This is a genomic window from Burkholderia sp. 572, from assembly GCF_040545135.1.
In the GTDB taxonomy this organism is placed as follows: Bacteria; Pseudomonadota; Gammaproteobacteria; order Burkholderiales; family Burkholderiaceae; genus Burkholderia; species Burkholderia cepacia.
In genome coordinates this window covers 52,543-71,478 of record NZ_JBEPLH010000032.1, presented here as the reverse complement: position 1 = coordinate 71,478, position 18,936 = coordinate 52,543, and the positions used below count along the sequence as shown (strand labels likewise).

18 protein-coding genes are annotated in these 18,936 nt (G+C 67.4%); 5 read left to right on the top strand and 13 right to left on the bottom strand.

Features of this window, described 5'->3' with window-relative positions:
• Positions 1-58: 58 nt before the first annotated feature.
• The 6 genes from ABIC51_RS36860 to ABIC51_RS36835 all read right to left on the bottom strand — a co-directional run bounded on the left by ABIC51_RS36860 (position 59) and on the right by ABIC51_RS36835 (position 7,013).
• Positions 59-955, bottom strand: a complete 897-nt coding sequence (locus ABIC51_RS36860) for an MBL fold metallo-hydrolase (protein WP_027792380.1) — start codon at positions 953-955, stop codon at positions 59-61.
• Between the two features lie 5 nt (positions 956-960).
• Positions 961-1,959, bottom strand: coding sequence for a ketoacyl-ACP synthase III (locus tag ABIC51_RS36855; protein WP_027792381.1), 999 nt, complete (start codon positions 1,957-1,959; stop codon positions 961-963).
• A complete protein-coding gene (locus ABIC51_RS36850) occupies positions 1,956-3,086 on the bottom strand; it encodes a 3-oxoacyl-ACP synthase III family protein (protein WP_186468230.1) in 1,131 nt (376 codons plus the stop codon). Before ABIC51_RS36850 ends, ABIC51_RS36855 begins: the two co-directional genes overlap by 4 nt.
• The gene (locus tag ABIC51_RS36845; RefSeq protein ID WP_146254768.1) at positions 3,065-3,952 is read right to left on the bottom strand and encodes a beta-ketoacyl-[acyl-carrier-protein] synthase family protein; all 888 of its coding nucleotides are present in this window, start codon (positions 3,950-3,952) and stop codon (positions 3,065-3,067) included. Before ABIC51_RS36845 ends, ABIC51_RS36850 begins: the two co-directional genes overlap by 22 nt.
• Positions 3,949-5,613 carry an AMP-binding protein gene (locus ABIC51_RS36840; RefSeq protein ID WP_146254769.1) on the bottom strand — a complete coding sequence of 555 codons (1,665 nt, stop codon included), beginning with the start codon at positions 5,611-5,613 and terminating at the stop codon, positions 3,949-3,951. The genes ABIC51_RS36845 and ABIC51_RS36840 overlap by 4 nt, the downstream gene beginning before the upstream one ends.
• A gap of 728 nt (positions 5,614-6,341) precedes the next feature.
• Positions 6,342-7,013 carry a TetR/AcrR family transcriptional regulator gene (locus tag ABIC51_RS36835; protein ID WP_146254770.1) on the bottom strand — a complete coding sequence of 224 codons (672 nt, stop codon included), beginning with the start codon at positions 7,011-7,013 and terminating at the stop codon, positions 6,342-6,344.
• A 94-nt stretch (positions 7,014-7,107) separates the two neighbouring features.
• Here ABIC51_RS36835 and ABIC51_RS36830 point away from each other — a divergent pair, with 94 nt between their 5' ends.
• Positions 7,108-7,938: a Rossmann-fold NAD(P)-binding domain-containing protein gene (locus tag ABIC51_RS36830; protein WP_060317299.1), complete on the top strand. Its 831-nt coding sequence runs from the start codon at positions 7,108-7,110 to the stop codon at positions 7,936-7,938.
• Positions 7,935-8,420 (top strand): anthrone oxygenase family protein, encoded by a 486-nt coding sequence (locus tag ABIC51_RS36825; protein WP_027792387.1) that lies wholly within the window; start codon positions 7,935-7,937, stop codon positions 8,418-8,420. The genes ABIC51_RS36830 and ABIC51_RS36825 overlap by 4 nt, the downstream gene beginning before the upstream one ends.
• A gap of 32 nt (positions 8,421-8,452) precedes the next feature.
• Here the strand turns inward: ABIC51_RS36825 and ABIC51_RS36820 are convergent, their stop codons facing one another.
• Positions 8,453-9,253, bottom strand: a complete 801-nt coding sequence (locus tag ABIC51_RS36820) for an AraC family transcriptional regulator (protein WP_027792388.1) — start codon at positions 9,251-9,253, stop codon at positions 8,453-8,455.
• 90 nt (positions 9,254-9,343) lie between these two features.
• Between ABIC51_RS36820 and ABIC51_RS36815 the strand changes: the two genes are divergently transcribed.
• Together ABIC51_RS36815 and ABIC51_RS36810 are read left to right on the top strand one after the other, a co-directional pair.
• Positions 9,344-10,252 (top strand): DMT family transporter, encoded by a 909-nt coding sequence (locus ABIC51_RS36815; protein ID WP_146254771.1) that lies wholly within the window; start codon positions 9,344-9,346, stop codon positions 10,250-10,252.
• A 26-nt stretch (positions 10,253-10,278) separates the two neighbouring features.
• Positions 10,279-11,226 carry an ATP-binding protein gene (locus tag ABIC51_RS36810; RefSeq protein ID WP_177203643.1) on the top strand — a complete coding sequence of 316 codons (948 nt, stop codon included), beginning with the start codon at positions 10,279-10,281 and terminating at the stop codon, positions 11,224-11,226.
• Between the two features lie 8 nt (positions 11,227-11,234).
• Here the strand turns inward: ABIC51_RS36810 and ABIC51_RS36805 are convergent, their stop codons facing one another.
• The 4 genes from ABIC51_RS36805 to deoC form a co-directional block, all read right to left on the bottom strand.
• Positions 11,235-12,101, bottom strand: coding sequence for a DUF2071 domain-containing protein (locus tag ABIC51_RS36805; protein ID WP_175854621.1), 867 nt, complete (start codon positions 12,099-12,101; stop codon positions 11,235-11,237).
• 109 nt (positions 12,102-12,210) lie between these two features.
• Complete coding sequence (locus ABIC51_RS36800; protein ID WP_175854623.1) at positions 12,211-12,861, bottom strand: ankyrin repeat domain-containing protein; 651 nt, start codon at positions 12,859-12,861, stop codon at positions 12,211-12,213.
• Between the two features lie 93 nt (positions 12,862-12,954).
• On the bottom strand, positions 12,955-14,457 hold the full coding sequence (locus ABIC51_RS36795) for a catalase (RefSeq protein WP_185625833.1): 1,503 nt from the start codon (positions 14,455-14,457) through the stop codon (positions 12,955-12,957).
• Between the two features lie 383 nt (positions 14,458-14,840).
• Positions 14,841-15,521 (bottom strand): deoxyribose-phosphate aldolase, encoded by a 681-nt coding sequence (gene deoC, locus ABIC51_RS36790; protein ID WP_124918740.1) that lies wholly within the window; start codon positions 15,519-15,521, stop codon positions 14,841-14,843.
• A 146-nt stretch (positions 15,522-15,667) separates the two neighbouring features.
• Here deoC and deoR point away from each other — a divergent pair, with 146 nt between their 5' ends.
• Positions 15,668-16,438 carry a DNA-binding transcriptional repressor DeoR gene (gene deoR / locus ABIC51_RS36785; protein WP_027792395.1) on the top strand — a complete coding sequence of 257 codons (771 nt, stop codon included), beginning with the start codon at positions 15,668-15,670 and terminating at the stop codon, positions 16,436-16,438.
• Positions 16,439-16,472: 34 nt separating this feature from the next.
• Here the strand turns inward: deoR and ABIC51_RS36780 are convergent, their stop codons facing one another.
• Together ABIC51_RS36780 and fucP are read right to left on the bottom strand one after the other, a co-directional pair.
• Positions 16,473-17,525, bottom strand: a complete 1,053-nt coding sequence (locus ABIC51_RS36780) for an aldose 1-epimerase family protein (protein ID WP_027792396.1) — start codon at positions 17,523-17,525, stop codon at positions 16,473-16,475.
• Between the two features lie 2 nt (positions 17,526-17,527).
• Complete coding sequence (gene fucP, locus ABIC51_RS36775) at positions 17,528-18,901, bottom strand: L-fucose:H+ symporter permease (RefSeq protein ID WP_027792397.1); 1,374 nt, start codon at positions 18,899-18,901, stop codon at positions 17,528-17,530.
• Positions 18,902-18,936 lie beyond the last annotated feature (35 nt).

The following is an 18,936-nucleotide window of genomic DNA, read 5'->3' as shown; positions in this document are numbered from 1 at the left end:
GCAGGGGCCTCGCACCGGCCGGCGCCCGTGCGTTGCCGCGGCGGACATCCGGATACGGCTATTCGGCGCGATGGAACAGGTCGATCATGTGCGTCATGCTTTTGAGATGCAGGAAACGCGGCACGACCTTTTCGCTTCTTGCCGCGTAACGGGCCGTCCACTGGTGGGCCAGTGCCTGCGTGGCGGCGGCGTTGCCGCGAACCGCGCGTGCGTCGGCCTCGCGTGCATCGAGGCACGCGCGCGCATGCCGTGCGGCCGACCGGGCTAGCTCGCCGGTGAGGATGCCGTGGTGCCCCAGGGCAAGCCGCGGTGCATGCAGCTGTTCGATGACGTCCAGCGAGTGCCGGTACGCAAACAGGTCCTGAAAGACCAGCGGCAGCCAGTGGGTGGCGTCCTGAAACTCGCCCAGCGCATCCGACACGAAACCGATGTCCAGCTGCGGGCAGTAGTAGCCGAACTGGCAGCGGCTGTGGCCCGGCAGCGCGATCGTGCGGATCTGCATCCCGTCGCCGATATCGAGCTGCGCGCCCGGATTGACCGGGTAGAACGGCAGGTCGGACAACTCGGTGAAATCGGCGCCGGCGGCAGGTTCCCACGACCGTGACGCGTGCTCGTCGAGCTGGCGGATGGTGCGGCACGCCGACGGGCTCTGGAACGCATCGAACGCGTCGGGCGAACCGGACACGTGGAGCCACGGCATGCGCGACTTGAGCGTCATCAGCAGGCTGCAATGGTCATAGTGCGAGTGGGTGATCAGCCAGTAGCGCAAATGCCGGATGCCGCCGAAGTCCCGCAGCAGGTCGTGAAGCTGCTGCCATACGAGCGCCGTCATGCCGCTCAGGCCGCCCTCGATCAGCGTCGCGGCCTCGTCGTTGACGATCACGTACAGCGGCACGTCGGCGGTGCCGATCAGCGCCAGCCGCGGCTCGATCCACCCGGGGGATGCGTTCAGCATGTCGTTCAGCTCCGATAGAGCGCACAGGCCCATGTCGCGCCCGCGCCGTAGGTCACGAGGAGGTTGAGCTGGCCGGCCGGCATGCGGCCTTGCTCGCGGGCGAGGGAGAGCGCGACCGGAAACGCCGCGCTCGCCATGTTGCCCAGTTGATCGACGGAGATCATGCAGCGCTCGCGGGGCAGCCCGAGCCGCTCGATGACCGCGTCGAGGATGCGTAGGTTCGGCTGGTGCGGCACGACCAGACCGATATCGCCGATCGTCAGCCGGTGCTTGTCGAGCATCTGCCGGCACGCGTCGACGATGCGGCGCGTCGCGTCTTCGAACATCGGCGCGCCTTTCATCCGGAAGTGGTGGCGGCCGGCCGCGATGTCGTCCGCGTCGATGAAGCGCGGGCGCCGCGCGCCGGGCGCCTCGGTGGCGAGCAGGTCGAACTGGGTGCCGTCGGCGCCGAGCGTCAGGTCGATCAGCCCGCGCGCCGGCTCGTCCGTCGCCTGCAGCAGCAGCGCGGCGGCGCCGTCGCTCAGCAGGATCGACAGGTTGCGCCCGGCGTTGCTCGTGTCGATGCGCCGCGACAGCGCCTCGGCGCAGACCAGCAGCACGTTGCGATACAGGCCGCTCGCGAGGAAGTGGCGCGCGATCTCGATCCCGTAGAGCCCGCCGCTGCATTGCGCGCGGATATCGAAGCACGGCACCTCCCGCAAACCGAGCCGGGGCTGGATGTAGCACGCCTGCGACGGATCGTGATGATCGGGCGACAGCGTGTTGACGATCAGCAGGTCGACGTCGTGCGCCGTGACGCCCGCGTCGGCCATGGCGCGTTCCGCGGCCGGGCAGGCGAGATCCGCCAGATGCTGATCGGGGCGGAGATAACGTCGCGCGACGACGCCGGTGCGTTCGCGAATGAACGCGTCGCTGGTGTCGATCATGCCGGCGACTTCGTCGTTGCCGACGATCCGCTCGGGCAGCGCATGGCCGAACCCGGCGATGACGAGACGGGCGCTCATGCCTGACCCTCCTGTTCCGTCACGGCGGCGACCGCGCTGCCCTCATCGGACACGACGGTTTCGCCCCAGCGCCACAATTGCGCACCGAAGCCCCAGCCGGCGCCCGCGCCGGCAATCACGACCTTCGATCCCGGCCGGATCACGCCCTGCCGGATCGACTCGGCCAGCGCGAACGGCACGGCGGCCGACACGAGGCACGCGCAATCGGCCACGCGAATCACGTACTGATCGGACCTGAGCCCGAGCCGCTGCGCCCATGAGCGCACGAGCAGCGCGGACGGCTGGTGGAACACCATCGCATCGACGTCGGCGATGCCGGTGCCGCTCCGGTGCAGCAGCCGCTCGACGATATTGGGAATGGCCACCGGCATGAAACGCGAGATCGCCTCCTGCGCTTCGGGCTTGAGCGTGAAATACACGCCGAACGGGTTGTCGGCGCCGGTTTCCGCGTCGTCGTCGGCCGCGGCCTGCGCATTGCGCCACTGCATCGTCACGAGGTCGTAGCGGGTGGCGTCGCTGTGATATGCGGCATCCAGCCAGTCGGCGCCGTCGGGGTCGGCCGGCTCCGCGACGAGCACGGCCGCGGCCGCGCCGTCGCCGAAGTTCGTCGACGACTTGCTCGTGTAGTCGACCACCGCCGACATGCGCTCCGACGAGCACACCAGCGCCCGTTTCACGCGCCCTTGCTTGATGAGGTTGGCGGCAAGCTGCAGTTGCAGCACGAAGCTCGCGCATTCCATCTCGATATCGGCATCGAGCGCGCGCGTGGCGCCGAGCCGGTCGCGCAGCGCGCGCGAGAGCCGCGGCGCGAACCGGCGCCGGCCGTCGGCGAGCGACACGAACGGCGACGTCATGTTGAACAGCACCAGGTCGAGTTCGGCGGGTTCCACGCCGGCACGCGCGAGGGCGTCGCGTGCCGTGCGCTCGGCCAGCGCCAGCTCGGATTCGCCGGCATCGGGGTCGATCATGTGGCGCGATTCGATGCCCCAGAATTGCCACCATTCCGCCGGAATGGGCTCGACGCCCGCGAAGACGGGATCGTCGTTGGGGACCTGGCGTGCCGGCAGGCGGCAGGCGAGACTTGCGATTCGGACGTTGTGCACCGTCAGACCTCCATCGTGCTGCAGGCGATGCGCGGCCGGAACGGGTCCAGTGTCATGGCGATCACCGTCCGTTCATCGTCGCGCAACGAAATCGAATCTGCGACGCGCGACGCGAGCCACGCGGGCAGCTGGAACGGGTTCGGAATCTCCGCCGGACCGGTGACGACGTCGACGCGGAAAGCATCCCGCGCGCCGGTGGCGATCGACGGCCATCCGCCCAGCCACGATTCGCAGAACAGCGTGGCGGCACGCCGGTCGATGCGGCCTTGCGCCGCGTCGAGCATCGCGTTGACCGCGGCGCCCGCATTGGCCGGTTCGGCGTCGAACCGGCCGGTGGTGCGATCGAACCGGCTTTCGAAGCGGGCCAGCGACAGGCTGCCGTTCACGCGCCGGGGCGCAAGCGCGTCGAGCGTTGCGAACGGCGGGGAATCGAGATCCGCGTAGCGGCTCGCATAAGCGCGGTCATGGCCGGACGGCGTCAGCACGATCGCGCCCGCACCGTCGGCGAAACCGCTCTCGGCCACCTGCTCGACGTCCGCGAGCGCTTCCGCGCGAACGACGAGCGCGCGCCGATAGCCGAGCTGCCGGCAATGGCTTTGCGCGAGATCGAGTGCGAGCGTCCAGTCCGCATCGAGCAGGTCGAACACGGCCGCATGTCGCGCACGCAGGTCGCGCTGCACGGGGTGCGCCAGGCGCGGGCCTGCGATCGACGGGGCGTCCGCCATCCGGCTGGGGGAGATCGACAGGCTGACGATCAGATCCAGTTCCGACGGCAGGCAACCGGCTTGTTGCAGCGCCTGCCTGGCCGCCTTGATCGCGTAGTCGTTCGCGCAGGATTGCGCGGTGGTCGCGGGGGCCGGAACGGCCGCCGCGGCGCCGAGAATTTTCATAGGATTTCTTCGCTTTGGACTGCTTGATTCAGGGAACGCGTCGCGCCATGACCCGCCTGCCGGAGCACGGCGCGCCGCAATTTGCCCGATTCGTTGCGCGGCAAACCGGCGGCGTGATAGGCCACGCGATGCGGGCACTTGTATGGCGCAATCACGCTTTTCACGTGCTGCTGAAGCTGCGTCGTCAACGCATCCGAGCCGTCGACGCCCGGGCGCAGCACCACGTGCGCGCAGATGAGCGTGCCGCCCCGTTCGTCGACTTGCCCAACGACGCCGCATTCGGCGATATCCGGATGGCGCAGCAGCGCCTGCTCGACTTCGCCGGGCGACACCGTGTAGCCGGAGGTGATGATCATGTCGTCCGCGCGTGCCTGGTAGAACAGATAGCCGTCCTCGTCCAGGTAGGCGCTGTCGCCCGTCAGGTTCCAGCCGTGCTTGACGTAGTCGCGTTGCCGCGTGTCGTTCAGGTAGCGGCATCCGGTCGGCCCCTGCACGGCCAGGTAGCCGATCTCGTAGGGCGGCAGGCACTGGCCGTGCTCGTCCACGACGGCAACGCGGTAACCGGGCACCGCCTTGCCGATCGCACCGTCCTTCGTGCCGGTGTCGCCGGTCGACGCGAAGATGTGCAGCATCTCGGTCGACCCGATGCCGTCGATCAGGTGCAGGCCGGTGCGGATCTGCCACGCATCGCGCGTCCATGGCGGCAGCGCCTCGCCAGCCGACACGCATTTGCGCAGGGACGAGATGTCGCACGGGTCACGCTGGTCGAGATGGTCGAGCATGGCCCGATAGGCCGCCGGCGCCGTAAACAGGATGCTGACCCGATGCCGCTCGACGGCCGCCAGCAGCTGTTCCGGGCCCGCTTTCGGCAACAGCACGACGCTCGCGCCGACGCTGACCGGAAACAGCAGCAGCGCGCCGAGGCCGAACGTGAACGCGAGCGGCGGCGATCCGCAGAAGACGTCATCGGCCGTGGGCCGGAGCACGTGCTGCGGAAAGCAGTGGCAGGCCGCCATCACGTCGCGATGAAAATGGACGGTTGCCTTCGGTTCCCCGGTCGTTCCCGACGTGAACGCGATCAGGCAGGGATCGTCCGCGCGTGTTTCGGCGGCCGCGAATGCCGCCGAATGGCCGTCGAGCCAGCGCGCGTGCGGATGCGTGTCGTCCGTGTCGTAGCGTCGAACGTCGCCGCGCCACTGCAGGCTTGCCATCGCCGCGTCGAGTTCTGCGGACAGCCCGGCTTCGCAGATGACGTGCGTGACCCGGGCCCGCCCGATGATGGTCGACAGTTCTCCCGCACGCAGCTTCGGCATCGTTGCGACGGCGACGCCGCCGGCCTTGACCACGCCGAACCACGCGGCGGCCAGCATCGGGTGATTCGCGCCGTGTAGCAGCACCCGATTGCCGGCCACGAGGCCCCCGTCATGGACGAGCAGATTGGCGATCCGGTTGGCGGCATCGCGCAATTCGCGATACGACCACGTGATGCCCGACCCGGTCGTGATCGCCACGCGATCGCCCCAGCCGCGCTCGTCGACGGCGGTATCCAGCAGCGCGGCGGCGCAATTGAGAAACGGCGGAAACTGCAGCCCCGGCAATTCGAAGACGAACGTCGGCCAATCCTCGGCAGGGGGCAAATTCGCGCGGCAAAAGTCGTCCATCGTCAGCGCTCGCAAGAGTGTGAGTTCGAAGTTCGCGATAGCGGTGCGGAGCCGCGTGGGCCGTGCGCCATGACCGGACGCAGCCCGCGCAGCCTGAGTCGCGATGCCAAAGAGATGTGGTCGGGGCGGCAGGCACCTGTCGCCGAGCGACGCACGGCGTGCCCGGTCAACCGGATGAAGGCTGGCCGGTTTCGGTGGAGTGATATCGTCTCATTTGATTTTCAAAATAAACAATAATCGATCGGTTTAATTCAAATTAGCCTGAATCTGAAATTCGTCGATCAATCTGGTCGGCGTCAAAAAAATCCTGGCGCAAGCTTAGCGGAAGCAATATTGAAAAGTAAATGGAAGAATCGATGGATGATTGTGATTATTGATTGAAATCGATTCCATTGATCATCGTCATTTTTCAATTAATCTATTCCGGTAAATCATCTCGCGATTTGTTGACTCCGGCGGAGTCTGGCTGCCGCAACGCTGAATAAAGCGTCGCGGAGTTCACCGGCGCGAAACGCGCGTCGCTTCACGAAGCGGATTGCATTGCGCAAAAAAACGAAAGCTCCGCGCTTTCGAGCGTCGCGGAGCTTTGAATCGGTTTTAACGGGGAATCAGGGATGCGGGCGCCGCGGTCTCGCGTTGCGCCCTTGGTTTTTTTTGTAATTATATTGTCGAATATTCAATAATGAACGAGGAATGGGAATTTCCCGGTTATGAAATTCGTGCGCGGCCTAGCTGTCAAGCACGGAAAGATTTTCCGGCAATGTTTGCTTGAACATCGCGAGAATCCTGCGCGCCGCCTTCGGCGGCAACTCGATCGCATGTCGCACCGCCGCGGCGATCAACACCATCGTCAATTCCGAGAACGCCGCCAACTGCGCGTCGGGCACCGCCGGTGCGAGTTCCCGCAGCGCATCCGTCAACAGCCCCGCCAGAAACTCGCCGTCCGCCCGGTCGAGCGCCTGCAGTGCGCGGTCGGCCTGCGTGGCCCGCCAGATGTCGCGCATCAGCGGCTCGTCGACGAACATCCGGTAATAGCTGTCCGTGATGCGGGCGAGCGTGGCGTGCAGGTCGTCGAGCGACTTCATCGCGGCGAGATCGCGCCGCACGCAGTCGTGCCCGGCTTCGTTGTAGCGCTCCGCGAGCGTGCCGATCACGGCCGCCTTGTCCGGGAAGTACTGGTACAGCGAACCGAACGAGATGCCCGTGCGCTCGACGATGTCGCTCATCCGGAACGCGTCGCAGCCTTTCTCGATCATCACCTCCGACGCGCTCGCGAGAATGCGCTCGAACCGCTCGCGGCTGCGCTGCTGCGTCGGTACCAGTCGCGCGCGCGCCGGCATATCCGATGCCGCTGCCGCCGCGTCGGGCTCGTCGTTTTGCCCCGATTTTTGTCGGCCCATGCCGCCTCCAGAAAAACTTGACGTTGCTAATGCGAGAGTCTATCGTGTTTTCGAAACGCGAGACATTCTCGCATTTTTGTCAAAGGAGACGGTCATGTCGGCACTTCCCACCCTCATCGTCGGCGGTTCGGGCAAGACGGGCGCCCGCGTCGATGCACGGCTGCGCGCGCGCGGCATCGCGACGCGGCCCGTGTCGCGCACGTCGGCCGTCCGCTTCGACTGGACGGCGCCCGAGACGTGGCCCGCCGCGCTCGCGGGCGTGTCGGCCGCGTACGTGACCTACCAGCCCGATCTGGCGGTCGTGGGCGCGGTGGAGGCGATCGCCGCGTTCGCGCGGCTGGCGCGGGAAAGCGGCGTCGAGCGCGTCGTGCTGCTGTCCGGGCGCGGCGAGCCGCGCGCGCAGGCGGCGGAGGCTGCGCTGCAGGCGTCGGGCGTGGGCTGGGGCGTGGTGCGCGCGAGCTGGTTCAACCAGAACTTCTCCGAGGGCTACCTGATCGACGGCGTGCTGGCGGGCGAAGTCGCGCTGCCGGCCGGCGCGGTGCGCGAGCCGTTCGTCGATGCGGACGACATCGCGGACGTGGCGGTGGCCGCGCTCACCGATGCGCGCTTCGCGAACCGCGTGATCGAGGTCACGGGCCCGCGCGCGCTGACGTTCGCCGAAGCGGTCGGCGAAATCGCGCGGGCCGCCGGCCGGCCGGTCGTCTATCGCGAGATTCCGGCCGATGCGTTCGCGGCCGGATTGCGCGAGGCCGGCGTACCGGAGCCGGTCGTCGCGCTGCTCGACGATCTGTTCGGCGTGGTGCTCGACGGGCGCAACAGCGCGGTGACGCACGGCATCGAAGCGACGCTCGGGCGGCCGGCACGCGACTTCGCCGACTATGCGCGCGCGACGGCCGCGACCGGCGTGTGGAGCGCACGATCATGATCGCGTTCGTGACGCCCGTCTTGCTGTGGGGCTCGGCCATCGGCTGCGGGCTGATGGCCGGCGTGTATTTCGCGTTTTCGACGTTCGTGATGACGTCGCTCGGACGGATCGCGCCGCATGCCGGCGTGGCCGCGATGAATGCGATCAACGTCGACATCGTGCGTTCGCCGTTCATGCCGCTGTTCCTCGTCACGACGCTGATGGCGCTGGCCCTGGTCGTGATCGCGCTGCTCGATCGCGGCCAGCCGGGGGCGATGGCGGCGCTCGCGGGCGGCGTGCTGTACGTGTTCGGCATGTTCGCGGTGACGATGGCCGTCAACGTGCCGCTCAACGATGCGCTCGCCGCGGCCGATCCGTCGACCGCGCACGGCGCCGCGCTGTGGACGCGCTACGTGCACGACTGGACGAGGTGGAATCACGTGCGCACGGTCGCGTCGGCCGCCGCATGCGTGTTCTTCATCGCGGGGATCGCGGCGCGGTAGCGCCCCCGTCGCGCACGGCCGCGCGCTACGCGCTACGCGTAAAACGCCGACGGCGACACGCCGAAATGCCGCTTGAACATCGCCGAGAACGCGCTCTGGCTGCTGTAGCCGTGATCCATCGCGACGGTCAGCACCTTCTCGCCGTGCGCGAGGCGCTTGAGCGCGAGCAGCAGCCGCGCCTGTTCCCGCCAGCGGCGGAAGCTGAGCCCCGTCTCGCGCCGGAACGCGCGATGCAGCGTACGGACCGACAGGCCGAGCCGGTCGGCCCATTCGGCGATCGTGCGCGGATCGTCGGGCGCGGCGACGAGCGAGTCGCAGATCGTCCGCAGCCGTGCGTCGTGCGGCCACGGCAGGTACAGCGGCAGCAGCGGCGCGACCGTCACCTCGGCGAGCAGCAGGTGCATCAGGTGATCGTGCCGCGAGCCCGGCGCGTAGTCGAGCGGCACGTCGACCGCGGCGAGGATCAGCTCGCGCAGCAGCGGATGCACTTCCACCACGCAACTGCGCGAGGGCAGGTGCTCGACCGTGCCCGGTTCGACGAACACGGTGCGCATCTGCACGTCGCCGCTCATCTGCACCGTGTGGTCGAGGCCGGCTTCGAGCCACACGCCGCGCGTGGGCGGCACGACCCACGACGCGCCTTCGGACTGCACGTGCATCACGCCCTCGATCGCATAGAGCAGTTGCGCGCGGCGATGGCAGTGCGTCGGTATCGACGTGCCGTGCGGGTACGCGGCCGCCATCGCCGACACGGGCATCGGCGTCGATTCGTAGCGCAGGTGCGCAAGCGGCGGGGTGGGCTCGAGTGTCCGATTGGCGACAAGTCCTGACATTTTGGCGTGAGACAGGCAGTTGGGCGGGCGGGCACGATGGCGTTCCGATTCACGCCCGCACCCTGCCACGATATTAATCCGTCAAACGCGATGAACAAGCCTCCTTTTCTGTTTCCCTTCTGCGCGATCGCGCTGTGGGCCGGCAACGTGGTCGTGTCGAAGCTGTCGGCATCGACGATCGACCCGTCGGCGATCACGTTCTACCGGCTGCTGCTCGCCGTCGCGCTGATGAGCGTGTTCACGCTGCGCCCCGCATGGCGCAACCGTGCGGCGCTCGTCGCGCACCTGCCGAAGCTCGCGGTGCTCGGTTTTCTCGCGATGGCGCTGTTCCAGAGTCTGTCCTACGAGGCCGCGAAAACGACGAGCGCGACCAACATGGCGATCATCACGGCGCTCGTGCCGCTGATGACGATGGCGCTCAGCTCGCTGCTGCTCGGCGATCCGCCGGGGGCCGGCATGATCGGCGGCGGGGTGCTGTCGCTCGCGGGCGTCGTCTACCTGATCGCCGAGGGGCACCCGACGACGATCGCCGCGCGCGGCGTGCATGCGGGCGACCTGCTGATGCTGGCCGCGTCGGCCGCGTATGCGCTGTACGGCGTGCTGCTCAAGCGCTGGCGCATCGGCGCGCTGCCGGCGTGGCAGTCGACCTACGTGCAGGCGCTCGCCGCGCTCGTCTTCATGGTGCCGATGCTGCTGCGCTTGCCCCCGCAGGCGGCGTGGCCGACCCGCGCGAGCGTGCCGCTGATCCTGTATGCCGGCGTGCTGGCGTCGGTCGTGCTGCCGTACCTGTGGATGCAGGGCGTGCGGCTGCTCGGCCCGAGCCGCTGCGCGATGTTCATGAACCTGCTGCCGGTGATGACGGCCGGCGGCGCGATCGTGCTGCTCGGCGAATCGCTGCGGCTGTATCACCTGACCGGCGGCGGCGTCGCGCTCGTCGGCGTGGCGATCGCGCAGCGGTTCCCGTTCCACGCGAGTGCGTCGCAGGGAGTACGGCAATGAGCGGCGACCGCGACATGCAGAACCTGATGGCCGCGCTGCCGGACGCGCACGCATCCGTCGACGGTCCGGCGCTCGCGCATCAGCTCGAACGGATCGCGACCGCGCTCGAGGCACTCGCGGGCACCGGCCGGCCGGCGGCCGTCGATTTCGACGCGGCCGTCGCGTTCCGCTGGCGCGGTTTCGACGGCGGGCCGCGCACGGCGCCGCTCGAACCGGTTGCGGCGCCCGCGCTGATAACGTTCGATGCGCTGCGCAACGTCGAGCGTCAGGTGGCGATCGTCGAACGGAACACGCGGCAGTTCGTGCGCGGGTTCGCGGCCAATCATGTGCTGTTGACCGGCGCGCGCGGCACCGGGAAGTCGTCGATCGTGAAAGCGTGCCTGCACGCGTTCGCGCCGCACGGGCTGCGGCTGATCGAGGTCGGCAAGGAGCGGCTGAGCGATTTGCCGGCGATCGTCGAGCTGGTGCGTGCGCGGCCCGAGCGGTACATCGTGTTCTGCGACGACCTGTCGTTCGAGGCCGGCGAGACCGGTTACAAGGAGCTCAAGACAGTGCTCGACGGCTCGGTCGCGAGCGACCTGTCGAACGTGCTCGTGTACGCGACGTCGAATCGCCGCCACCTGATGCCCGAGCAGGCGAGCGACAACGCGAACGTGTCGCGCGCGGAGAACGGCGAACTGCATCCGGGCGACGCGGTCGAGGAGCGGATTTCGTTGTCCGAGCGCTTCGGGATCTGGGTGACGTTCTACGGGTTCACGCAGGATGCGTACCTGGCCGTCGTCGAAAGCCGGCTCGGCGAAGCCGGGTTCGATGCGGAGCAGATCCGCGCGGCGCGCGAACCGGCGCTGCAGTGGGCGCTGGAGCGCGGTGCGCGGTCGGGGCGGATTGCCGGGCAGTTCGTGCGGGATTACCTCGGGCGGCTGGCGGACGAACGCGACGCGGACGCACCCGCGCACGCGCGGCGCGCGGGTTGAGCGGGGCGTTACAGCACCCGCTCCGACAACACGCGGAACGCAACATCCGGCACGACGAAGCACAGCGGTTCGCCGGTCGCGCCGATCCGCGAGAGGAAGGCGCCGCCGCCGACCGGTTCGACCGGTTTCAGCGGGCGGACCGCATCGATGTCGATCGGCAGGTCGATCGACGCATGGGCGAGGCCGTCGCAGTCCGCGACATGCGCGACGGCCGCGTGCTGCAGCGACAGGTAGGCGACGGCGTCGCGCCAGCTTCCGAAGAACGGCGCGAACGCGGCGGGTAGCGTGTCGTCGTTCGATACGGCCGCCGAGCAGTGGAAGTCGGGCGCGCTCCCGGTCCCGCCTGACAGCAGCGTTCGATAACGCCCGTCCTGCACGCCATGGGTGAAGCGCGCGGCGAGATGCGACGGCAGCGCGTCGCTGAAGAGCCGGCTGCCGAGCGCATAGAGCGGATGATCGAACACGTTCTTCACGAACAGCACCGTGCGATCGGCCGGCACGCCACCCGGCAGCGCATCGACGTAAAGCCGCCAGTTGCTTTGCAGCGGCGACGGGAACACGCGTCGTAGCGGGCCCGCGATACGCGGGCCGAAATGGCGGTGCGCATAGGTGAGGATCGTGAACGGCGTGCGGCCGTCGCGGCTCGCGAGCGTGACGCCGCGCGGCACCAGGTGCGCGACGGCGGCGACATCGACGAGCCAGGTGCAGTACACGACGTTCTCGACTTCGCTCGCGAGTTGCAGGAACGGCAGCCGCGACAGCAGCGCGCGGCGTGCGCGCAGCAGCGGGCGGCTCGCGACGAGCCGGTTGGCGAGGCGGCCGACGGGGCCGGCGGACGGGTAAACGAAGGCGTTGTCTTGGCGCATGACCGGCATTGTGCCGATGTCGCGGAGCGGGCGGAAGAGGCGCCTTCGTCGAAACCGTCGGTGCCTGCCTTTGCCGTTCGGAGATCATGCCCTTGACGGCCGGTTCAAGGTCGAGCGGTCACGGCCTCGAGCGTAACGTCACATCGGCATTCGGTGTCGCGCCAACCTTTTCCAGTGCGGCAACCGCGGCGTCGTTGCCTTGCAGGATCGCGTTCTGCAGTGCGGTGCGGCCGAGCGCATCGACGTGATCGGGGTTCGCGCCATGTGCGACGAGTACCGGCAGCATGTCGAGGCGGCCGAACAGCGCGGCGAACGACAGCGCCGTTTCGCCGGCGTGATTGGTCTGGTCGATCGGGCAGTGCGTGCCGGCCAGCCGCTTCGCGATCGCGGTCTCGCCCTTGAACAGCGCGCCCATCAGGGCCGTGTTGCCGTGACGATCGCCGAGACACGGGTCCGCGCCGTTGCGCAGCAGATAGTCGAGCGTTGCGGGCTGGTCGCGGTAGGCGGCCAGGATGACCGCCGTATAACCTTCGCGTGTCGTCGCGTCGATCGGATAGCGCGCGTCGACGAGTGCCTGCAGGATGTCGATGCGACCGAGGCGCGCGGCGGCAAACCACGCGTCGTCATAGCGGCGCAGGTCGGCGTGCGCATCGGGGTGCGGCACGGCCGCGGGCGGTGCGGTTGGTGCGGTTTGTGCGCAGGCCGCGAGCACGGCGGCTCCGGCGATCGCGAGCGCGCGGGAGAGGGCGGTTCGGAGTCGATTCTTCATCAGCAATGCGCGCCGCGCATGGCCGCGCGGCGCAATCGGATCGATGGGTCGGGACGCGAAGGCCGCACCGGCAGCCTTCGCGGGATTACCCGATCAGTTCTCGACGAGTTTGTCGGCGAGCGATTTCACGCGGGTCAGGTCGGCATGCGTGGCACGCGCCAGGCGCGTCCCGTAGTCCGCATCGGCCTTGTAGAAGTACGACAGCATCGCGTACTTGTTCGCGTCGTTCGTCACGTGGTTCAGGTCACCCGACAACGCGGTCACCAGATCCTGCCGCTCCTGCGCGGGCAGCATGCGGTAGTACTCGCCAGCCTGCCGGAAGTTCAGCGTCTTGCGGATCGCGACTTGTTGCGTCGTGCCGGCAAGCGGCGTCTGGACCGACTTGTAACGCGGATTCTGCGCGAGTTCGTTCAACGCCGACGGCTCGTAGTTCACTTCACCCTTGCGGTCGCCGAAGTTCATCGCGCCGTCCTGGTTGTTGTTCGTGACGGGCACGCGCGGACGGTTGATCGGCAACTGGTTGAAGTTCGCGCCGAGGCGGTACATCTGCGTATCGGCGTACGAGAACATCCGGCCCTGCAGCATCCGGTCTTCCGACGGCTCGATGCCGGGCACCATCCGCGACGGGGCAAAGGCGGATTCCTCGGTCGACTCGAAGTAGTTGTCCGGCACGCGGTTCAGCGTCAGCGTGCCGATCTTGCGCTCCGGCACGCCGGTCCATACCTTGGTGTCGTCGAGCGGGTTGAAGTCGAACGCGTCGAGCTCGGACGGCTTCAGCACCTGGATGTAGAGATCCCACTTCGGTGCGTTGCCCGCCTTCAGTGCGCCATACAGATCGTTCGTCATCAGGTTCCAGTCGGCGCCGATCGAACCTGGAATGTCCTTCGGGCGCAGCCCGTGCATCCCTTGCGCGCTTTTCCAGTGGAACTTCACGTACGTGTACTTGCCGTCGGCGTTGACGAACTTGAATGCGTGCACGCCGTAGCCGTCCATGTTCCGGTACGAATCGGGCATGCCCTCGATCGAGTACAGCCGGGTCAGCATGCTGGTTGCTTCGGGCGCGTGCGCGAAGAAATCGAACGCGAGGTTCGCATCCTGCACGCCGGTGACCGCGCTCGGCTTGTTCGCGTGGACGAAGTCCGGGAACTTGATCGCGTCGCGGATGAAGAAGATCGGCAGGTTGATCCCGACCAGATCCCAGTTGCCCTGTTCCGTATAGAACTTCACGGCGAAACCGCGCGGATCGCGCGCCTGCTCGGGCGAGCCGCGATAACCCATCACGGTCGAGAAGCGGACGAATACGGGCGTTTTCGTGCCGGGCGTGAAGACCTTGGCCGTCGTCAGGTCGCTGATGTCGGCGCTCGGCACGAATTCACCGAACGCGCCGGTGCCGCGGGCATGCACGACACGCTCGGGGATGCGTTCGCGATCGAAGCGCTGGAGTTTTTCGATGAGATGCGAGTCTTGCAGGAGCACCGGCCCGTTCGGCCCGGCTGTCTGCGAATTCTGGTTGTCGCCGACGGGCGAGCCGTTGTCGCGCGTCAGTTCGGCAGCGTGTGAGGAAGAGGCCAATGCGACGCAGGCCGCGGCAATCATGCTCTGCAAGAAGCGATTCGCGGTGTTTGACATATCGATGAGGTTCCTTGGATGAAATTCGGGGGAAGACCCCGCCGAACTGTAGTCTCGTCGACATGCGCGATGCCAATTGAATCTCTCTAATTGAGTGATAGGTGATCGTTGTTTATCGCAGATGATTCGGCTAACTAAGTTATTTTATGGCCGGCCGCCGGGCAGCAGGACAACGCGATACGGGCCACGGATGCTCTATCGATCTGAAGCTGTGCGTTACGTGCATGGAACCGGATCGACGACGCGACGGCCATGCCGACTGCAAGGCCGCTGAAGAGGATCGACAACGCGCGCGGTAGCAGCGGCGGCGGCGCGAGGTGCACCACCGCAGCCGTCGGTTGTCCGCGTCGTCAATACGCCGATTCGACGCCGCCCTGATCGGTGACGATCGCCACTCCCGAGCTCGTGCCGAGCCGCGTCGCGCCGGCTTCGATCATCGCCAGCGCGGCCGCGCGGTCGCGTACGCCGCCCGATGCCTTCACGCCGAGCACGGGGCCGACCGTGCGGCGCATCAGCGCGACATCCGCGAGCGTCGCGCCGCCGTGGCCGAACCCGGTCGACGTCTTCACGAACGCGACGCCGAGATCGCGGCACATCTCGCACACGCGCACCTTCTCGTCGTCGGTCAGCAGCCCCGTTTCGAGAATCACCTTGAGCGGCACCGCACCGCAGGCACGGTGCACGGCTTCGATGTCGGCCTTCACGTCGTCGGCGCGGCCGCTCTTCAGCGCGCCGATGTTGATCACCATGTCGATCTCGCCGGCGCCCGCCGCGATCGCGGCGGTGGCTTCGAATGCCTTGGCGGCCGACAGCCCCGCGCCGAGCGGAAAACCCACCACGGCGCAGACGAGCACGCCGGTATCGGCCAGCTCGCGCGCGGCGAGCGGCACGTTCGCCGAATTCACGCAGACCGAGTAAAAGCGATGCTCGGCCGCCTGGCGGCAGAGGTCGCGGATCTGCGCGTCGCTCGCGTCGGGCGCGAGCAGCGTGTGATCGATGGTTTGAGCGAGTTGGGCGTTGGAAAGCGGCATGTTTCAGGACTCCACGGATCGTGTGCCGGAAGGGCACACGGAAAGTTGATGTTTTCACATCGGTTTGTTACAAATACGACATTCCGGCCGGGCCCGCGCGCCCGGCACGACAAGCGACGGACGCGGCGCGCACGCAGGATACTGGCATGGAAACGAAGAAGGGCGAACGAATCAAGACGCTGATGAACGTGCTGCAAGGGCAGAACGCGATTCATCTGAAGGAAGTCGCCGAGCTGTTCGGCGTATCGGAAATGACGATCCGCCGCGATCTCGCGGACAACCCGCACGGCCTCAGCCTGATCGGCGGCTACGTGACCCGCCACTTCGCCGCGCAGCGCAGCGACATCGGCGAGTACGTGGTCAGCGCCGAGAACGACCGGCAGACCGAGGAGAAGCGCCGCATCGGCAAGCTGGCCGCGCAGTTCGTGACGACCGGCGACACGATCTTCGTCGACTGCGGCTCGACCACGCCGTTCGTCGTCGACTTCATTCCGGACGACCTCGAATTCACCGCCGTCTGCAATTCGCTGAACGTGTTCGCGAAGCTGCAGCAGAAGCCGCATTGCAGCGTGATCCTGTGCGGCGGTGCGTACCATCGCAAGAACATGGTGTTCGAGTCGGTGGCCGAGACGGGCATCCTCGATACGGTGCGCGTGTCGAAGGCGTTCATCTCGGCGGCCGGCGTGAGCGACCGCTGCGGCGTGACCTGCTTCAACTTCCACGAAGTCGACGCGAAGAAGAAGGTGATGGAACGCGCGCAGAACCGCTTCCTGCTCGTCGACCACACGAAGTTCGACGAAGTGCGCGCGGCCTATTTCGCCGAGCTGACCGACTTCAACTACGTGATCTCGGACGGGCAACTGAGCGGCCGCTACGAAACGACGATCCGCGAACACGGGATCGCGCTCGTGACCTGACGCCGTGCGCGCGGGCATCGCGCTTTGCATCGCCTCAGGCATGGCGGGCTTCCGCCGCGCTCAGGTAGCCGGTGACGACCTCGAAGCGGCGCGTCGCGCCCGGCGCGAGTGTCGCGACATGGCCCTTGCGGCGTTCGGCCTGATAACCCTCCGGCTCGCAGGTCGACGGCAGCGCGAATGCGGCGACCTGCTGGTCCGCGTTGTGCAGGATCCAGCGCGTCGCGTGCGGGAATTGCTCGGGGCGGTACGCGGTGTGGAATGCGCCGCCGTCCGGATGCGCGAGCCGGAAATGCGCGACGCCGCCGGCATCCGTTTCCGCATCGTTCATGAAGAACACGATCTCCGGGTCGTACAGCGCGGGCGCATCGAGCGTGTGAAGCCGTTGCGGTTCGCGCGCGAGCGTGGCCGTGTAGTCGCGCCATGCGGCGGTCGGCTTCACGTGCGCGGGCACGCTGTCGCGCAGCCGCAGCCCGTTGTGCGGCAGCGACTGCACGAAACGGCCGCCGGGCACGTACGCGTAGTTCAGGTGCGCCATGTACATCAGGTCCATCGGCGCGCCGCCGAGATTCGTCACGTCCATCGAGATCGTCATCTGCGCGTCGTGCTCCGTGAGCCGCACCGACGGACGCGCCATGTAGTGGCTGCCGAAACCCTGCACGTATTCGTACTCGCCGGTCACTTCGACGAACGCACCGCGCGCGTCCGCGCCGACGACCAGGCTCGCGCGGTCCATCGGCGCGCACGGCATCTCGCCGTGCAGCGCGTGCGTGTCGTCCGGCCCCGGGCAGCCGTTGCGCAGCAGCCCGCTGTGGAACATGAAGCAGCCGTAGGTATCGATGATCGAAGCCGCGCGTTTCGGTTGCCGGAACATGTGCTTCATCGTCAGGTCGCGGCCGTCGAACGCGGCGGCCCAGATCATCTGGCCGAGATACGGCAGCACGACGAGATGGCCGCGCCGGTTCTCGAGCTTCAGCGCCTCGACGCCGGACGGATACGCGAACGCGGTGACGGTCAGGCCGTCGGTGCGGTACAGCGTGCGCGGCGTGTCGCGGAAGTCGTCGCGCCGCAGTTCGATTTCGCCTCGCATGCTCATGCTCCCGACGTGTTGCGCGTGGCGGCGTAGCGCGCGGCTGCGGGGCCGTCGGCGGTTGCGTCGGGCGTCGCGGCCGGCAGGTGGCGCAGGCAGTAGAAGCCGTAGTAGACGATCACGACGAAGCAGGCGAGCGGCACGACGAACGCGAGCTGCATGTTGCCGCCCGTGTGGTCGGAGATCAGCCCCTGGATCAGCGGCACGACCGCGCCGCCGACGATGCTCATCACGAGGATCGAGCCGCCGTATTCGGTGTCCTTGCCGAGCCCGTCGATCGTGAGACCGTAGATGGTCGGCCAGCACGGGCCGAGGAACACGCTCACGCCCACGGCCGCATAGACGGCCGTGATGTTGTGCACGCTGATCGTGTACGCGAGCAGCACGATGCACAGGATGCCGTAGACGATCAGCACCTTGGCCGGGCCGACGCGCTTCATCACGAGCGTGGCGACCAGCTTGCCGACGAAGAACGCGAAGAACGTCGCGAGCAGGTAGTGCGACGCGCCGCGCTCGGTGAGGCCGCCGATCTGCATCGCGAGCCGGATCGTGAAGCTCCACACGCCGACCTGCGCGCCGACGTACAGGAACTGCGCGACGACGCCCGCGACGAAGCGCCGGTTGCCGAACAGGCGCGCGAGCGTGCCGCGTGCGTCGATCCGGTGCGTGGCCGCGCCGGGGCCGTTGCCCTTGCAGGCCGGGTACGGCGTGAGCGCGAACACGATGAACACGGCGACGAGCACGACGATCAGCCACTTGTACGGCTCGAGCGTGGCCTGGATCATCGCGAGCTGGTGCACGTGGGCTTCGGCCGCCGACATCGCGGCAAGCTGCGCGTGCGACGCATCGCCTTCCTTGAAGATCAGGAAGCTGCCCATGTAGACGCCGGCCATCGCGCCGAACGGATAGAACGTCTGCGAGATGTTCAGCCGCCGCGTGCTGGTTTCGCGCGGGCCCATCAGCGTCGAATACGAGTTCGACGCGGTTTCGAGGAACGACAGGCCCGCCGCGATCACGAACAGCGCGACGAGGAACATTCCGTACTTCGCCATCGACGCGGCCGGGAAGAACAGCAGGCAGCCGGTCGTGTAGAGCAGCAGGCCGACCAGGATCGTCGTCTTGTAGCTGAACTTCTTCACGACGGTCGCGGCCGGAATCGCGAGGAAGAAGTAGCCGAGATAAAACGCGGACTGCACGAACGCGGATTCGAAATCGGACAGGAAGAACGACTTCTTGAACTGCGCGATCAGCACGTCGTTCAGGTTCGCGGCGGTGCCCCACAGCGCGAACAGGCAGCACAGCAGCGTGAAGGCGAAGAGCGGCGTGCGGTTCAGGTAATAGCCGTCGGGTGTGTGTTCGATTCTGGCTCGGCCCATGGGTGTCTCCTTCCTGGTTGTCTCGTCGATGAAGG

What these genes read in the sequence shown, in the direction of transcription:
- ABIC51_RS36860 (WP_027792380.1), bottom strand. Translation starts at nt 955, where the DNA reads ATGCTGAACGCATCCCCCGGGTGGATCGAGCCGCGGCTGGCGCTGATC.
- ABIC51_RS36855 (WP_027792381.1), bottom strand. Translation starts at nt 1,959, where the DNA reads ATGAGCGCCCGTCTCGTCATCGCCGGGTTCGGCCATGCGCTGCCCGAG.
- ABIC51_RS36845 (WP_146254768.1), bottom strand. Translation starts at nt 3,952, where the DNA reads ATGAAAATTCTCGGCGCCGCGGCGGCCGTTCCGGCCCCCGCGACCACC.
- ABIC51_RS36840 (WP_146254769.1), bottom strand. Translation starts at nt 5,613, where the DNA reads ATGGACGACTTTTGCCGCGCGAATTTGCCCCCTGCCGAGGATTGGCCG.
- ABIC51_RS36835 (WP_146254770.1), bottom strand. Translation starts at nt 7,013, where the DNA reads ATGGGCCGACAAAAATCGGGGCAAAACGACGAGCCCGACGCGGCGGCA.
- ABIC51_RS36830 (WP_060317299.1), top strand. Translation starts at nt 7,108, where the DNA reads ATGTCGGCACTTCCCACCCTCATCGTCGGCGGTTCGGGCAAGACGGGC.
- ABIC51_RS36825 (WP_027792387.1), top strand. Translation starts at nt 7,935, where the DNA reads ATGATCGCGTTCGTGACGCCCGTCTTGCTGTGGGGCTCGGCCATCGGC.
- ABIC51_RS36820 (WP_027792388.1), bottom strand. Translation starts at nt 9,253, where the DNA reads ATGTCAGGACTTGTCGCCAATCGGACACTCGAGCCCACCCCGCCGCTT.
- ABIC51_RS36815 (WP_146254771.1), top strand. Translation starts at nt 9,344, where the DNA reads ATGAACAAGCCTCCTTTTCTGTTTCCCTTCTGCGCGATCGCGCTGTGG.
- ABIC51_RS36810 (WP_177203643.1), top strand. Translation starts at nt 10,279, where the DNA reads ATGGCCGCGCTGCCGGACGCGCACGCATCCGTCGACGGTCCGGCGCTC.
- ABIC51_RS36805 (WP_175854621.1), bottom strand. Translation starts at nt 12,101, where the DNA reads ATGCCGGTCATGCGCCAAGACAACGCCTTCGTTTACCCGTCCGCCGGC.
- ABIC51_RS36800 (WP_175854623.1), bottom strand. Translation starts at nt 12,861, where the DNA reads ATGAAGAATCGACTCCGAACCGCCCTCTCCCGCGCGCTCGCGATCGCC.
- ABIC51_RS36795 (WP_185625833.1), bottom strand. Translation starts at nt 14,457, where the DNA reads ATGATTGCCGCGGCCTGCGTCGCATTGGCCTCTTCCTCACACGCTGCC.
- deoC (WP_124918740.1), bottom strand. Translation starts at nt 15,521, where the DNA reads ATGCCGCTTTCCAACGCCCAACTCGCTCAAACCATCGATCACACGCTG.
- deoR (WP_027792395.1), top strand. Translation starts at nt 15,668, where the DNA reads ATGGAAACGAAGAAGGGCGAACGAATCAAGACGCTGATGAACGTGCTG.
- ABIC51_RS36780 (WP_027792396.1), bottom strand. Translation starts at nt 17,525, where the DNA reads ATGCGAGGCGAAATCGAACTGCGGCGCGACGACTTCCGCGACACGCCG.
- fucP (WP_027792397.1), bottom strand. Translation starts at nt 18,901, where the DNA reads ATGGGCCGAGCCAGAATCGAACACACACCCGACGGCTATTACCTGAAC.